This window comes from Candidatus Methylomirabilota bacterium, from assembly GCA_035260325.1.
Taxonomy (GTDB): domain Bacteria; phylum Methylomirabilota; class Methylomirabilia; order Rokubacteriales; family CSP1-6; genus AR19.
Genome location: DATFVL010000274.1, coordinates 1 through 15000 on the forward strand (window position 1 = coordinate 1; position 15000 = coordinate 15000).

Consider the following 15000-nt stretch of genomic DNA (forward strand, 5'->3'; position numbering starts at 1 on the left):
ACGAACTTGTAGGGCCCGAGACCGATCGGATGCTTCTTGAAGCCGTCGTCGCCGACCTTCTCCACGTACTTCTTCGGCACAATCCAGGCCGCGCCGGTGGCGGACGTGCCGTAGAACGTCATGAAGTCGGGCCACGGCTCCCTCAGGTGGAAGCTCACGCGCCCGGGGGCCACGACGGTCACCTCCTGGACTTTCTCCTTCAGAAGCTTGGCCCCGGCGCCCTTGTAGCGGTCGAACGAGAACTTGACGTCCTCCGCCGTCACCGGGTCACCGTTGTGGAACTTCACGCCCTTGCGGAGGACGAAGTCGTAGGTCAGGCCGTCCCTCGACACCGTCCAGGACTCGGCCAGGCTCGGCGTGTTGTCGCCCGCGGGCATCGGCTTCACGAGCGCGTCGTGGATGGCGTAGAGCACCATGAACGGCGTGATGAACGCCTCGGTGTCGTTCGGATCGAGCCAGCGCGCGGCGAGGGTGACGTGGATTCCCCAGGTGAGCGTCCCCTCGGGCGCGGCGGCGGCGGGCGAGGGGAGGCCGGCGAGCGGCAGCAGGACGACCAGCGCGAGGGTCAACGAACGGGCGACGAGGGGTCTCAGGTTCATTTGGGCACCAGCGTCTTGAAGCGCGGCATCACCTCGCGCGCCAGCAGCTCCATCGAGTGGCGCCACGCCTTGGGGTTCTCCGCGTAGTCGAAGCAGAAGAGGAGGAGCGTGCCGAAGCCGCCGACCTCCTCGTAGATCGCGTGGAGCTTGTCCGCCACCGTGGCGGGCGAGCCCACCAGCCAGTTGTGCTGGGCGCAGTAATCGGGCGTGACGTCCGAGTCGGGCACGTCCGGCCGGTGCTTCAGGAACTCGGTGAACTGAAAGGACGCGAGCAGCGGCAGGAAGTACTCCCGCATCATGCGGCCCATCATGCCGCCGGCGGAGAGCCGCAGCGCCTCGGCGTCGGTGTCGGCGATGAAGACCTCGCGCACCAGACGCCACTCGGCGCGCTTCGGCGTCCGGCCGCTCCGCGCCGCGCCCTGCTCGACGGACTCCCAGTGGCTCGCGACGTAGGCGGGGTTCAGGTTGAGGCTCATCGGCCAGAAGCCGCGCTCGCCGGCGAGCTTCAGCGTGTCGGAGCCCTTGCTCACCCCGGCCACGCCGATCGGCGGGTGCGGCTTCTGGAACGGCTTGATGTGCGGCCGCAGGGTGTCGAGCATCGTGCCGGTCTTGGTGACGTGCCAGTACTTGCCTTTGTAGTCGAACTCGGCCTCGTCGCTCCAGAGACGCAGGATGATGTCGAGGGCCTCCCGCGTCATCTCGCGGTGCTGGCCCGCGTTGCCGTCGACGTTGAACAGGGCCCAGTCGCTGGGGAGCCCGCTCGCCGCCACGCCGAAGTTGAGCCGGCCCTGTGCCATGTGGTCGAGCATCGCCACGCGGTGGGCCAGCTCGGCCGGGTGGTGGTACGGCATGAGGAATCCGCCGGGGCCGATGCGCATGCGCTCGGTTTGCAGGAGCGCCTGGGCCACGAGCAGGTCAGGCGACGGGTGAGGCTCCCAGGGCGCCGTGTGGTGCTCGCCGATCCACGCCTCGCTGAAGCCGAGCTCGTCCGCCCAGCGGAGCTGCTGGAGGTCCCACCGGTGGCCGTCGTACAGGCTGCGCTCGGGCGGGTGCGACGGCATCGTGAACAAGCCGTAGTCCATGCGAGCCTCCCTGGCCCGGGCGCGCGGCCGGTGCGTGGATTCTACTTCTTACGCCGGCCCCACGAAGCCGATATACGCCCCGCAGGCGTGCTCCGGCAGAACCAGCATCGCCTGCTCGCCGGTGTTGCGCACGCCCCGCGCCGGCGGCACGCCGTGGCTCGCCATGAAGCGCGCCGCGGCCTCCATGCTGCTCGTGCGGTACAGCACCTGGAAGGGGCCGGGCCCGCGCCGGGCGAGCGCCTCGGCGGCGGGACCGGGCTCGACCGGCTGCGCCACGGTCAGGCCGGTCGGGCCGAGGTCGAACACCGCCATGTCCGCCTTGATGACCGCGCCCCGCTGGGTCTTCGGCACCGGCAGGCCGAGCACGCTGCCGTAGGTCTCCACCGTGGCGGCGAGGTCGGGGACCACGATATACACCCGATCCGTGCGCAGCACCCCGTTCCCGTGATCGCCGGCCCGGGGCACTTGCCGGCGCCGCTCGGCCAGTGGCGTGAGGTGCTGGATGAAGACGATGGGCAACGCGTTGCGCGGGCCGAGGCTGGCCACCCGCCATCGCAGCTCCTGGCCCGCGGGCGTGCGGCGGCCGCTCTCGGTGGCGTCGCCGACCTCGACCCCGCGCCGGCGCATCGCCGCCACGTCGGCCGCCAGGTCGTCGCTCTGCACGACGACGTAGCGGAAGCCGCCGCCGCGGGCCAGGAACTCGGCGAGGCGAGCGTCGGAGCTTCCGGGGACGACGGCGTGCCGGTCGCGCAGGCTCAGCAGCTCGAGATAGTCCTCCTGGTGGAAGGCGATGGCGTTGTGGGTCGCCCTGCCGGTGTGGGCGCCGCCGGGATAGATGTTGAAGCCGATCCGCGTATACGCGGCGATGCCCGCGTCCAGGTCCGGGACGCAGATCATGACGTGGTCGATGCGGGTCAGCACGCTGACTCCTCCATGGCGGCTACACGAGGCGGTCGCGCAGGCGCGAGCTCACGCCGTCCACGATCATGACCATCGCGACGGTCACGAGGAGCACCGTCGAGGCGGCGGCGTAGTCGATCATGCGGAGGTAGGTCTGGAGGTAGAAGCCGATGCCCCCCGCGCCGACGAAGCCGAGCACGGTGGCCGCGCGGATGTTGGTCTCGAGGCGATAGAGGATGTAGGACAGGAAGAGCGGCAGGACCTGGGGCAGGACGCCGAAGCGGAGGACCTGCACCCGCGTCGCGCCGGTGGCCGTGATCGCGTCGACCGGGCCCGGGTCGATCCCCTCGATGGCCTCCCCGTAGAGCTTGGCGAGCGAGGTCGTCGTGTACGCGACGACGGCGAGCACGCCGGGGAACGGGCCGAGGCCCACCGCCGCGACGAAGACGAGCGCGTAGACGAGCGTGTCCACGCTCCGGAAGAAGTTCAGCACCGCGCGCGCCGGGTAGAAGAGCGGCGCGGGCGCCACGTTGCGCGCCGAGACGAAGCCGAGCGGGAGCGCCGCCACCGCGGCCGCCGCGGTCCCGAGGAGCGCGATCTCTACGGTCGTCACGGCGCCGGCGAGCGCCGCCGGCAGCACGCGCAGGTCGGGCGGGATCATCCGGCGGATGAAGTCGAGCACCCAGGGCACGCCGCGCGCGAGCCGCACGGGATCGGCGCCGGTGTCCCAGGCGGCCCACGCCAGCGCGACGATGCCGACGAAGGCGACGGCGCGCCTCACGCGGGGGCTCCGTCGCCGTAGATCGCGTGGACGACGGCGGGCGAGAGCGCCGAGGGCGGGCCGTCGAAGGCGACGCGGCCGCGGCGGAAGCCGACGATGCGCGTGGCGTACGCGAGCGCGGTTTCGAGCTGGTGCTGGCTCACCACGAGCGTGAGGCCGCGCTCCACGTTGATGCGCCGGAGGATGTCCATGATGCTCCCGGTGAGCTGCGGGTCGAGGCTCGCCGTCGGCTCGTCGGCGAGGATGACGGCCGGCGACTGCGCCAGCGCGCGGGCGATCGCGACGCGCTGCTGCTCGCCGCCCGAGAGTGTGTCGGCGCGGCGTTCGGCCATGCGCGCGAGCCCGACCTGGGCGAGGCACTCCATGGCGAGCGCGCGGTCGGCCTGGGGGAAGCGGCCGACGAGGCTCGGGAGCGCCGGCACGTACCCGAGCCGCCCGGCGAGCACGTTCTCGAGCACGGACGCGCGGCGCACGAGGTTGAACTGCTGGAAGACCATCCCGATCCGCCGGCGCATCTCGCGCAGCTCCGCGGGCGCGGCGCCCGTGACGGCGCGGCCCGCGACGCGCACGGTGCCCTCCGTCGGCTCGACGAGCCGGTTGATCGCGCGCAGGAACGTCGTCTTGCCGGCGCCGCTCCGGCCGAGGATGACGACGAACTCGCCCTGGCGCACGGTGAGGTCCACGCCATCCACGGCCGTGGTCGCCCCCGGCAGTACGACGCGCAGGCCCTGGACCTCGATCATGGCGTTGGCGCGGCGATCATCGGGTCAGCGCGGGCGGAAGCCGAGCTGGTCGATCGCGGTGCGCACCGGGTCGTAGTCGCGGTCGTCGGCGGGCTCGAAGCCGTCGATGTCGTAGACGCGCTTGAGGAGCGCCGCGTACTTGGGGCCGCGGATCTGCAGGAGCGCCGCGCGGACTTTGGCGAAGGTCGCCGGGTCGAGCCCGTCGCGCGCGGCGATGCCGGCCTCGGGGATCGGCGGGGTCTCCGCGATCCACGTGATCCGCTCGCGCTCCGCCGGATCTTTGAGGTACTGCTCGCGCGCCATGTCGAACGACGCCAGCGCGTCCACGTGGCCGTTCAGGAGCGCGCGCATCGCCGCGTCGTGCGAGCCCGCGAACAGGACCTCGCGGAAGAAGGTCTTGGGGTCGCGGTTCCGGACGAGCCCGCGCTGGATCAGGAGGACCATCGGGTAGACGTAGCCCGACGTGCTCGCCGGGTCCACGAACGCGATCGTCTTGCCGCGCAGGTTCTCGAGCGTCTTGAGGCCCGAGTCCTTGCGGACGTAGAAGCGCGAGGTGAACGTGCCCTTGCCGTGCCAGAGGTTCCTCGCGACGATCATGGCCTTCGCCTCGCGGTTCGCGAGGACGTAGCCGGCGGGATGGACGAACGCGAGGTCCGCGGTGCGGTTCCTCAGCGCCTCGATGACCGCGGCGTAGTCCGACGCGACCGTCACCCGCACGGGCGTCCCCACGAGCTTCGCGAGGGCCTGACCGAACTCCTCGCCCGCGGCGATCAGGTCGGTGGGCTTCTGCGACGGCGTGAGGACGAGGTGCAGCGGCCGGTCCGCAGCCCGCGGCGCGCCGGCGGCGGCGAGCAGGGCCGCCAGGACCGCCGCGGCCGCGAGCGCGCGTCTCGTCAGGGACGGACCCGGTCTAGCGCGCAATGTCCACGCGCTGGATGACCTCGTGCGTCTCGAACACGTTGGGGCCGGCGAACAGCTCCTTGGGCGGCCGGTTCCGGTGCGCCTCGCGGAACTCCTCGCTCTCCGTCCACGCCTGGAAGTCGGCCTCCGTGTCCCACCAGGTCATGACCATGTACGCGTCGCCCTTGATCGGGCGCAGGAGCTGGAAGCCGCGGCAGCCGCGCCGCTTCTCGACGAAGCCGGCGCGCCCCTGGAAGCGCGCCTCGAACGCCGCCTCGTGGCCCTTCGCGACCGGGATCCGGTTCGTGACGACGATCATCTGAGCAACTCCTCCGCGATCCGCTTGACGTCCGCGGCCTCGACCTGCCCCTTGTGCGTCTTCATGACGTCGCCGACGAGGCGACCCGCCTGCTTCGCGTCCGTGATGCCGAGCGCCGCGAGGCGCTCCTTGACGAGCGCGCGGACCGCGGGCTCGTCGAGCCCCTTCGGCAGCCAGCGCTCGCAGAACGCGATGTCGAACCGGAGCTGCGCCGCCTGCGCCGCGCCGCGCTCGCCGGCCTTCTCGAACTCGACCAGCGCCTTCTGGAGCTGCTTGCGGTACGCGCCGACGACGTCGAGCACGAGCGCGTCGTCCACCGTGCCGGTGAAGCCCTTCGCGGTCCGCCGCTCCTGGAGCTTCGACTTGAGCATGCGCACCACGTCGGCCGCGGGCTGGTCCTTCGCCTTGATCGCCTGCGTGAGCGTGTCGTTGAGCTGCTGCTCGAGTCCCATGGCGCCTCCAGTGACTCTCGCTAGGATACTACGTCGGCTTCACGCCCTCAGCCGCCAGGAGGTACTGCGTGTGCGCCTCGCCGCCCGCGCGGACCCACTCGCGGTACTCGACCTCGGCGGCCCAGCGCTCCGCCTCCGCGATCGCGCCGTCGGCCACCATCTGGTGCCCGCGCGTCGCGGCGACCTGCGCCCAGATCCCTGCGCGGAGCGCCCACTCGGGCCCGCCCCGCCGTGCCACCTCGTGCTGCGGCGTGACCGTGACGTCGCGCAGGCCGGCCTCGGCGAGGAGCGCGGCGAGGCGATCGGCGATCACGTTGTCCATGCCGGCCGATGCCCTCCACGCGAGGAACGCGGCGTAGAAGCGTTCGAGGCTCGCCGGCGGCTCCGGCGTCCACCGGGCCTTCTCGTGATTGAAGTCGAGGACGATGACCCGGCCGCCCGGCTTCGCCGCCCGCGCCATCGCCCGAACGGCCGCGAGGGGATCGGCGAGCCACTGGAGGACGCGCGCCGCCGTGACGATGTCGAACGTGTCGCTGAACGGCAGGCGGCAGGCGTCGGCGACCTCGAACGTGAGCCCGGGGATCGCGCCGTGGGCGCGCCGCGCCGCCTCGATGAACGGCGCGTTCGCGTCCACGCCGAGGGCCCGGCCGCCGGGCGCCACGCGCTCGGCGATCCCGCGCGTGATCGCCCCGGTGCCGCAGCCCACGTCGAGCACGGCGAGGCCCGGGCGCAGCAGCGCGGCGAGGCGGCGGTGCGCCGTCGCGAGCGAGCGCGCGTCCAGGACGGCCGCCGTGCCCTCGGGCATGTGGGCGCGGCGGCGCGCGACGTCGTCGCCGCTCAGCGGCGTGCCGCGGCGAGCGCGTCCCGCATGCGGTCGAGGCCCTCGGCGAGCTGCGAGCGCGGGCAGCCGAAGTTGAGCCTGACGAAGCCCGCGCCGCCCCGGCCGAACGTCGCGCCGTCGAGCCACGCGAGGGAGGTCCCCTCGCGCGGCGCCACGACGACGCCGGGCAGATGCTTTCGCGCGTCGTCCACGCGGTCGAAGTCGTGGCCCATCGCGCTTCACGGTATCATGCTCCGGCGGGAGGAACGACCCATGGCGACGCGGATCGGCATCGTGGGGGCGGGCGCGATCGGCAGCGTGGTGGGCGGGCTGCTGACGAAGGCCGGGCACGACGTGACGCTCATCGACCAGTGGCCCGAGCACGTGGAGGCGATGCGCCGGCAGGGCCTCAGGCTCTCGGGCACCTGCGGCGACCACACGGTCAAGGTGCGGGCGCTCCACCTGCACGAGGCGCAGCGCATCGAGGCGCCGTTCGACGCGGTCTTCGTCGCGGTGAAATCCTACGATACAGAGTGGGCGACGGCGCTCGGCGTCGCGTACCTCGGGCGGCCCGACGGGGTCGTCGTGGACTTCCAGAACGGTGTCAACGACGAGCGCGTGGCGGCCGTCGCCGGGCGCGAGCGCACCCTCGGCTGCGTCATCACGATCGGCGCCGGGCTCTACGAGCCCGGCCACGCCATGCGGACCGACTCGGGGACGCTCGGGTTCAAGATCGGCGAGCTCGACGGCAAGGACACGCCGCGCGCCCGCGAGCTGGCGCGGATCGTCAGCGACGTGGCGCCGGCGAAGGTGACGACGAACCTCTTCGGCGAGCGCTGGTCGAAGCTCGCGGTCAACTGCATGGCGAATCCCCTGGCGGGGCTCTCCGGCCTCGGCTCCGCCGAGGTCCGCAGCGAGCCCGCGCCGCGGCGGATCGCCATCCGGCTCGCGGCCGAGGTCGTCGGCGTCGGGCGCGCGTGCGGCCATGAGGTCGAGCCGATCTACGGGATCGCCGCCGGGCGCTTCGTGGACGCGGCCGGGGGGCGCGGCCTCGCCGAGGTCGAGGCGGACATGGCGGCGAGCGCCAGGTTCCTCGCGGGTGGCCGGCCCTCGATGCTCCAGGACGTGATGCGCGGGCGCCGCACCGAGATCGACTACCTCAACGGCTACGTGGTCGCTCAGGGCCGGCGCGTCGGCGTCCCGACGCCGTTCAACGAGGCGGTCGTCGAGCTGTACCACCGGCACGGCGTCGGCACGCTCAAGCCGGATCCGAAGAACCTCGAGCCCCTGACCCGGCTCCTGCCGCGCTAGTGGCCGCGCGCGTTCCCGCTCCGGCGCTCCTCGACCCGGCATGACGATCGAGGAGTACGCGCGGCGACCGCGCGAGGAGCGGCTCGCGCGCCTCGCGCGGTCGCCCGGCGAGCTCGGCGCCGCCGTCGCGGGACGGAGCGACGCGGCGCTCGCGCGCCGTCCCGCCGCGACGAGCTGGGCGGCGCTGGAAGTCCTCTGCCACCTCCGGGACAACGAGGAGTCGTTCCTCGAGCGCTTCCGCCAGATCCTCGAGACGGACGAGCCCCGGTTCCCGCGGAGCAATCCGGACCGATGGGCCGAGGAGCGGCAGTACCTGACGAACGACGCGGCGGGCGCGCTCGCCGCCTTCGAACGGCGCCGCGGCGAGACGCTCGAGCTCCTGCGCGGGCTCGCGCCGGGCGCGTGGGGGCGGGCCGGCGTGCACCTCGACTCGCGCGGCCGCCGGACGCTCGACGAGTTCCTCTCCGTGATGGCCTGGCACGACGACAACCATCTCGACCAGCTCCGGCGCGCCCTCGAGGGCCGGGCGTAGCCATGCTCCTCACCAACGGCCGCGTCTACACGCTCGATGCCGCGGACACGGTGGTGGACACGCTCGTGGTGCGCGACGGGCGCATCGCGTTCGCGGGGCGCCGTCAGGACGTGAACCCGCCGGCCGGCGAGCCGGTCGTGGACCTCCGCGGCCGCGCGGTCCTGCCGGGCCTGGTGGATGCCCACGCCCACCTGCTGTACCTCGCGCGCGCCCGCTTCACGCTGAACGCCGCGCACGCGCGCTCGGAAGAGGAGGTCGCCGCGCGCGTCGCGGCCGAGGCGGCGCGGCTCGCGCCGGGGGAGTGGATCGCGGGCCGCGGCTGGGACCAGACGCTCTGGCCCGGCGGGCGCTTCCCGACGAAGGCGTCGCTCGACCGCGCGGCGCCAGGATCTCCCGTCGCGCTCGTCCGCGTGGACGGCCACGCGACCTGGGCGAGCTCGGCGGCGCTGCGGCTCGCCGGGATCGACCGCCACACCGGCGATCCGGCGGGCGGGCGTGTCCTGAAGGACGCGGCGGGCGAGCCGACGGGGCTCCTCGTGGATTCGGCGCAGGACCTCGTACGCGCCGTGCTGCCGCCACCGTCCCCGGAGCGCTTCGACCGCGCCGTCGGCGAGGCGATCGCCGAGTGTCTCGCGAAGGGGCTCACGGGCCTCCACGAGATGGGCGCCGACCTCGACGCGCTCGCGGCGTACCGGCGTCTCCTCGAGCGCGGGCGGTTTCCGCTCCGCAACTACGTCGCGGTGAGCGGCAAGAAGGCGTGGGCCGAGTGGCGTGAGCGCGGCCCCGCGAGCGAGGGCGACGGGCGGCTCGTCGTCGGCGCGCTGAAGCTCTGGCTCGACGGCGCGCTCGGCTCGCGCGGCGCCGCGCTGCACGCGTGCTACCGCGACGACCCGGACAACAGCGGGCTCCTGCTGATCCCGCCGGACGAGCTCCACCGCCTCGCCGGCGAGGCGACGGCCCGCGGCTTCCAGGTCTGCGTCCACGCGATCGGCGACCGCGCGAACACGCTCGCCCTCGACGCCTTTGAGAAGGTTCTCGCTCCCGGCGAGGCGCAGCGCCTCCGCCCGCGGATCGAGCACGCGCAGGTCCTGACCGAGCGCGACATCCCGCGCTTCGCCCGGCTCGGCGTGCTCCCGAGCATGCAGCCGACACACTGCACGTCCGACATGCGCTGGGCGCCCGAGCGCCTCGGCCCCGAGCGCCTGCGCGGCGCGTACGCGTGGCGCTCGCTGCTCGGCACGGGCACGCGCATCGCCGGCGGCTCGGACTTCCCGGTGGAGGACCCGAGCCCGTTCCACGGCATCCACGCGGCGGTCACGCGGCGGCCGCGCGAGGGTCCGGACCCGGGCTGGCAGCCCGAGCAGCGGATGACGCGCGCCGAGGCCGTGCGCGCCTTCACCGCGTGGAACGCGTGGGCGGCGCGGCAGGAGGCGGACCTCGGCTCGCTCGAGCCCGGCAAGCGCGCGGACCTCGTCGTCCTGTCGGACGACGTTTTCGCCTGTCCCGAATCGCGAATCGGGGATATTGTTCCCCTGCTGACCCTCGTGGGCGGCGACATCGTGTTCCGTCGGGAGGAGACCTGAGATGGCGCGGATGACCGGCGGCGAGGCGCTCGTGAAGCAGCTCTTCAGGGAAGGCGTGCGCGTCGTGTTCGGGCTGCCCGGCGTGCAGCTCTACGGCGTGATAGCGGCGCTGCGCGAGGAGCCCGGGATCCGCTTCATCACGACCCGGCACGAGCAGGCCACGAGTTACATGGCCGACGGCTACGCGCGCGCGGGCGGCGCGTTCGGCACCGCCCTCGTGGTGCCGGGGCCCGGCCTCCTCAACGCCTCGGCCGGGCTCAGCACGGCGTACGCGGCCTCCTCGCCCGTGCTCATGATCTCGGGCCAGGTGCCGCGCCACCAGATCGGGAAGAACATCGGCGTCCTCCACGAGGTGAACGACCAGCTCGAGGCGATCAAGCCCGTCACCAAGTGGCGGAAGCGCGTGCTCGAGGTCGGCGAGGTCGCGCGCGCCGCCCACGAGGCGGTCGAGCAGCTCCGCACGGGGCGTCCGCGGCCGGTCGAGCTCGAGATGCCGCCGGACACGATGGAGGAGGAGGGCGAGGTCGAGCTCCTCGAGCCGAGCCGCGCCGTGCGCCGGGCCGCCCCGCGCGGCGACGTGGACGAGGCCGCCGCGACGCTCCTCGCGGCGAAGCATCCCGTGATCTACGCGGGCGGCGGCGTCCACGCCGCTCGCGCCCACGAGGTGCTCGCGGCGGTCGCCGAATACCTCCAGGCCGGCGTCGCCGAGTCGGCGGAGGGCAAGGGCGCGGTGAGCGACGCGAGCGACCTCTCGCTCGGCGCCGCGCTCTGGCCGCAGAGCGCCCTGAAGAAGCACCTCGAGTCGGCGGACGTGATCCTGGTCGTCGGGAGCCGTCTCGCCCTCGCCGCGCCCAGGCCCGAGCAGCAGGTGATCCAGCTCGACGTGGATCCCGACGAGATCGGGCGCAATCACAAGAAGACCTTCGGCCTCGTCGGCGACGCGCGCCAGACCCTCGAGCAGCTGCTCGAGCGCCTGCGCGCCGGCGCGCCGCCGCGCGCCTCGCGCAAGGCCGAGCGCGAGGCGGTCCGCGCCGCGACCGCCGCGGCCCTGACCCAGGAGCCCAACACCTCCATCTTGAAGTCGCTGCGCGCGGGCATGCCCGAGGACGCGATCTTCGTCGCGGGGATGACCCAGATCGGCTACTACTCGCGCCCGTTCTGGCCGGTCTACCAGCCGCGGACCTATCTCACGTCGTCCTACTCGGGGAACCTCGGCTACGAGTACCCGACGGCGCTCGGCGCCAAGGTCGCGTGCCCGAAGCGTCCCGTGGTCGCGACGTGCGGCGACGGCGGCTTCCTCTACAACGCGCAGGAGATGGCGACGGCGGTCCAGCAGCGCATCGGGGTCGTTGCCGTCGTCTTCAACGACAACGCGTTCGGCAACGTCGCGCGCGACCTGGACGAGGCCTGGGGCGGGAGCTACGCGGCCGAGCTCCACAATCCCGACTTCATGAAGCTCGCCGACGCCTACGGCATGACCGGCATGCGCGCCAAGGAGCCGACGGACGTCGGCCGGCTCGTCGCCGACGCGATCCAGCTCGACCGGCCGGTGCTGATCGAGGTGCCCGTCGGCCGGATGGCGCGCCCGCCGTTCTTCGCGCCGCTCCGCGCGCCCGCCAAGTACAAGCGCTGAGCGGGCGCCCCATCCCGCGCTCAGGCCGGTGGGCGCGTGGGGCGGGGGCCGACGGGATCCGTTCCCGCCGCGCGGCGACGGGCGCCGCGCATCCGGATGGAGCCCAGCCGCACCCGGGCAGCGCGCGCCTGCCGCGTGGTCCCGGCGGTCCCCGCCGCGCACGCCCGCCGGCCGGAGCCCGGCGGGGCGGGGCGCACGAAAGCTAGACAGGGCGAGCCGCAGGACGTCGCGGGGCCGGGGCCCCGCCGTCCGAGGCGAGGCGAAATCTAGCGGTCCACGCGGACGGCCCAGAAGCGGCCGAGCCAGTCGCCGTGGTTCGACGTGACTCCGGCGAGCGCCTTGCCGTTCTCGGCGATGACGAGGCGGTAGGTGTCGAGCCCGATGACCTGGCTCGGGTCCTCCTTGCGGTAGCCCTCGAGCGCGAGCACCCCGCTCGCCTTGTCGTAGCGCCCGCGGACGTACTCGATCCCCTTCGCCCCGAGCTTCTTCAACTCGCTCTCGCGCGGCGAGGCCGCGAGCATCCAGGTGATCGCGGCCTCGGCCGTGCCGTCCGGCTTGATCTCGAGATCGACCTCGGCGAGATAGAGGAAGCCGGTCGGGCTCGTCCACTGTCCCGACCACTTGCTCGGCCCGCTCTGGGCCGGCGACGGGAGCGGGGCGAGGACGACGAGCAGCGCGACGAGCGACGGGAGGAGCGCGCGCGGTCGGCTCATGGCGGTCTCTCCGTGTGAAGCGCCTAGCGCTGGCGCGGGACGCTCCGGTGGTACTGACGCTGGCAGTGGGGGCAGCGCAGCCAGCCGCGGAGCGCGCGGCGCACGATGCGCTGGCAGTGCGGGCAGCGCTGGAACACGCGGCGGAGGTAGGCGACGGCGAGGATGACGGCGACGAGCGCGGCGATCGCCCACGGGGACTTGAGCAGTTCCACGGCCGTCTATGTCACCGCCTGTCGTTCTCGTGCATGCCCGGCGATGGTATCACGGCATAATGGGGCGGCCCGTCATGCTCACGACGCCCGAGACCGACCGTCACAGCCACAACCCGCTCATGCGTTACTTCAAGCTCCTCGGACCCGGGCTCGTCACGGGCGCGTCCGACGACGATCCGAGCGGGATCACGACGTACTCGGTCGCGGGCGCCTCGCTCGGCTACGGGATGCTCTGGACCGCGGTGGCGACCTTCCCGCTGATGGCGGGCGTCCAGCTCATCTGCGCGCGGATCGGCCTCGTCACGGGGCGGGGCCTGGCGGGCGCGGTGCGCCGCCACTACCCGCGCCCCTTCCTCTACGCGGCCTGCCTGCTGCTCCTCGTCGCGAACGTCTTCAACATCGCCGCCGACCTCGCCGGCATGGCCGACGCGGCGCAGATGCTGACCGGGGTCCGGGCGTTCGCGTGGGTGCCGATCTTCGGCGTGTCGATTCTGATCATCACGGTGTACGCGAGCTATGCGGCCTTCGCGCAGGGCCTCAAGTGGCTCACCGCCGTGCTCTTCGCCTACGTCTCCGCGGCGCTCCTCGCGCGGCCCGACTGGTCGGAGGCGCTCGTCGCGACGCTCGTGCCGTCGCTCCGCTGGGACGCCGTGTCCGTCGCGACGCTCGTGGGGGTCCTCGGCACGACGATCTCGCCCTACCTCTTCTTCTGGCAGGCGTCGCAGGAGGTCGAGGAGGAGAAGGCGCGGGGCCGGCGGACCTCCGCCCAGCGCCGGGGCGCGACGTCCCACGAGCTCGCCGACGCGCGGCTCGACGTCAACACCGGGATGCTCTTCTCGAACGTCGTCATGTACTTCATCATCCTGGCGACCGCGGCGACCCTCAACCGCGAGGGGATCACCGAGATCGAGACCGCACGCGAGGCGGCCGAGGCGCTGCGGCCGCTCGCGGGCGACGCCGCGTACGTGCTCTTCGCGCTCGGGCTGATCGGCACGGGGCTGCTCGCGGTGCCGATCCTGGCGGGCTCGGCCTCGTTCGCGATCGCCGAGGTCTTCGGCTGGCGCTCGGGCCTCGACCTCTCGCCCCGGCGCGGCCGGCGCTTCTACCTGGTCTTCGCGGGCGCCATCCTGTGCGGAATGCTCCTCGACCTCGGCCGGACCGACCCGATCCGCATGCTCTTCCTCTCCGCGGTCCTGAACGGCCTCCTCGCGCCGCCGCTCCTCCTGCTCATCATGCTCGTCAGCAACAACCGAAACATCATGGGTGAGCACACCAACGGACTCTGGCTCAACATCTTCGGCTGGGCGGCGACGGCCGCGATGACGGCGGCCGCGGTCGCCTTCTTCCTGACCTCTCTGTGACCGACCGCGCCGCGCGGATTGCGATCGGCCTCGTGTCGGCGGGGGTCGTCGCGGTCGTCGCGTATCTGCTCCTGGGCCACCGGCCCGACGCGGGCGGAGCCCCCGCGGTCGCCGCGCTGCCGCTCCTCAACGCCTGCCTCAACGCGACGAGCGCGGCGCTCCTGACGGCGGGCTACGTCTCGATCCGGACGAAGCGGGTCACCGCCCACAAGACGTGCATGCTCTCGGCGCTCGTGGTTTCGACGCTCTTCCTGGTCTCCTACGTGACCTACCACGCGCTGGCGGGCTCGCGGCCGTTCGGCGGGCGGGGCGTCCTCCGCCTCGTCTACTTCCCGCTGCTGATCTCCCACGTCACGCTCGCGGCGGCGATCGTCCCGCTCGCGCTGACCACGGTGTACCGTGCGCTGCGGGCCGACTTCGGCCGCCACGTGAGGATCGCCCGCTGGACGCTCCCGCTCTGGCTCTACGTCTCCGTGACCGGCGTGCTCGTCTACTGGATGCTCTACCGTCTCTAAATCGGAGGGGGCGACATTACAGGCGCGCCCGTGGGGCGCGACGGCCCCCTCCGAGACCTCCCCCAGGATTCGATTGCGGCGGCAAAGCCGCCGCTCGAACCGCGCTCACGGAGCTAGACGAGCTCGCCGCGGAGCACCGTGACCGCCTGGCCGCCGAGCTTCACGCGGTCGCCCTCGAGACGCACGCGCACGACGCCGCCGCGCGCCGACGCCTGATACGCGACGAACTCGCGCTTGCCCAGCCGCTCGGCCCAGAAGGGTCCGAGCGTGCAGTGGGAGGAGCCCGTCGCCGGGTCCTCCGGGATGCCCGAGCCGGGGGCGAAGAAGCGCGAGACGAAGTCGAAGCCCGGGGTGTCGGCGCGGCTCGTGACCATCACGCCGCGCACCGGCAGCCGGGCGAGCGCCGCGTGGTCCGGGGCGAGCGTGCGCACGGTCGCCTCGGCGTCCACCTCGACGAGGTAGTCGAACCGGCTCTTGCCGACGTGCTTCGGCTCGACGCCCAGCGCCGTGGCGAGCCCCGCCGGCGCGGCGGCGGGCGCGGCGG

Annotated in this window: 18 protein-coding genes and 1 pseudogene; 6 read left to right on the forward strand and 13 right to left on the reverse strand. The window is 73.1% G+C overall.

What is annotated here, in order from left to right; all coding sequences use genetic code 11:
* The 10 genes and pseudogenes from VKG64_17540 to VKG64_17585 all read right to left on the reverse strand — a co-directional run.
* Positions 1-599, reverse strand: a 599-nt coding sequence (locus VKG64_17540; GenBank protein HKB26842.1) for an ABC transporter substrate-binding protein, incomplete at its 3' end; no start/stop codon positions are given.
* Entirely contained in the window at positions 596-1681 is a 1086-nt protein-coding gene (locus VKG64_17545; GenBank protein ID HKB26843.1) for an LLM class flavin-dependent oxidoreductase, read from the reverse strand. The genes VKG64_17545 and VKG64_17540, both read right to left, overlap by 4 nt.
* Positions 1682-1729: 48 nt before the next feature.
* Entirely contained in the window at positions 1730-2602 is an 873-nt protein-coding gene (locus tag VKG64_17550; GenBank protein ID HKB26844.1) for a VOC family protein, read from the reverse strand.
* Between the two features lie 19 nt (positions 2603-2621).
* Positions 2622-3362 carry a phosphonate ABC transporter, permease protein PhnE gene (gene phnE, locus VKG64_17555; GenBank protein HKB26845.1) on the reverse strand — a complete coding sequence of 247 codons (741 nt, stop codon included), beginning with the start codon at positions 3360-3362 and terminating at the stop codon, positions 2622-2624.
* Entirely contained in the window at positions 3359-4105 is a 747-nt protein-coding gene (gene phnC / locus VKG64_17560; GenBank protein HKB26846.1) for a phosphonate ABC transporter ATP-binding protein, read from the reverse strand. The genes phnE and phnC overlap by 4 nt, the downstream gene beginning before the upstream one ends.
* 24 nt (positions 4106-4129) lie before the next feature.
* Positions 4130-5026, reverse strand: coding sequence for a phosphate/phosphite/phosphonate ABC transporter substrate-binding protein (locus VKG64_17565; protein ID HKB26847.1), 897 nt, complete (start codon positions 5024-5026; stop codon positions 4130-4132).
* Positions 5016-5324: an antibiotic biosynthesis monooxygenase gene (locus tag VKG64_17570; protein ID HKB26848.1), complete on the reverse strand. Its 309-nt coding sequence runs from the start codon at positions 5322-5324 to the stop codon at positions 5016-5018. The genes VKG64_17565 and VKG64_17570 overlap by 11 nt, the downstream gene beginning before the upstream one ends.
* Entirely contained in the window at positions 5321-5776 is a 456-nt protein-coding gene (locus VKG64_17575) for a GatB/YqeY domain-containing protein (protein ID HKB26849.1), read from the reverse strand. The genes VKG64_17570 and VKG64_17575 overlap by 4 nt, the downstream gene beginning before the upstream one ends.
* A 28-nt stretch (positions 5777-5804) precedes the next feature.
* On the reverse strand, positions 5805-6581 hold the full coding sequence (locus VKG64_17580) for a methyltransferase domain-containing protein (protein HKB26850.1): 777 nt from the start codon (positions 6579-6581) through the stop codon (positions 5805-5807).
* A 32-nt stretch (positions 6582-6613) separates the two neighbouring features.
* Positions 6614-6748: pseudogene (locus VKG64_17585) on the reverse strand (putative C-S lyase).
* A 121-nt stretch (positions 6749-6869) separates the two neighbouring features.
* On the opposite strand from VKG64_17585, the gene VKG64_17590 reads away from it, so the two are divergent.
* From VKG64_17590 to VKG64_17605, 4 genes are read left to right on the forward strand one after another with little or no spacing between them, the layout of a single operon-like run.
* Positions 6870-7907, forward strand: coding sequence for a 2-dehydropantoate 2-reductase (locus tag VKG64_17590; protein ID HKB26851.1), 1038 nt, complete (start codon positions 6870-6872; stop codon positions 7905-7907).
* 40 nt (positions 7908-7947) lie between these two features.
* Positions 7948-8439 (forward strand): DinB family protein, encoded by a 492-nt coding sequence (locus VKG64_17595; GenBank protein HKB26852.1) that lies wholly within the window; start codon positions 7948-7950, stop codon positions 8437-8439.
* Between the two features lie 2 nt (positions 8440-8441).
* On the forward strand, positions 8442-10022 hold the full coding sequence (locus tag VKG64_17600) for an amidohydrolase (protein ID HKB26853.1): 1581 nt from the start codon (positions 8442-8444) through the stop codon (positions 10020-10022).
* 1 nt (position 10023) lies between these two features.
* Complete coding sequence (locus tag VKG64_17605) at positions 10024-11655, forward strand: thiamine pyrophosphate-dependent enzyme (GenBank protein HKB26854.1); 1632 nt, start codon at positions 10024-10026, stop codon at positions 11653-11655.
* Positions 11656-11921: 266 nt separating this feature from the next.
* Here the strand turns inward: VKG64_17605 and VKG64_17610 are convergent, their stop codons facing one another.
* Both VKG64_17610 and VKG64_17615 read right to left on the reverse strand, forming a co-directional pair.
* Positions 11922-12368 (reverse strand): hypothetical protein, encoded by a 447-nt coding sequence (locus tag VKG64_17610; protein HKB26855.1) that lies wholly within the window; start codon positions 12366-12368, stop codon positions 11922-11924.
* A gap of 23 nt (positions 12369-12391) precedes the next feature.
* Positions 12392-12580, reverse strand: a complete 189-nt coding sequence (locus VKG64_17615) for a hypothetical protein (GenBank protein ID HKB26856.1) — start codon at positions 12578-12580, stop codon at positions 12392-12394.
* A gap of 59 nt (positions 12581-12639) precedes the next feature.
* Here VKG64_17615 and VKG64_17620 point away from each other — a divergent pair, with 59 nt between their 5' ends.
* Entirely contained in the window at positions 12640-13941 is a 1302-nt protein-coding gene (locus VKG64_17620; GenBank protein ID HKB26857.1) for an Nramp family divalent metal transporter, read from the forward strand.
* Positions 13938-14456: a DUF420 domain-containing protein gene (locus tag VKG64_17625; GenBank protein HKB26858.1), complete on the forward strand. Its 519-nt coding sequence runs from the start codon at positions 13938-13940 to the stop codon at positions 14454-14456. Before VKG64_17620 ends, VKG64_17625 begins: the two co-directional genes overlap by 4 nt.
* 113 nt (positions 14457-14569) lie before the next feature.
* Here the strand turns inward: VKG64_17625 and VKG64_17630 are convergent.
* Positions 14570-15000, reverse strand: a 431-nt coding sequence (locus VKG64_17630) for a PhzF family phenazine biosynthesis protein (protein HKB26859.1), incomplete at its 5' end; no start/stop codon positions are given.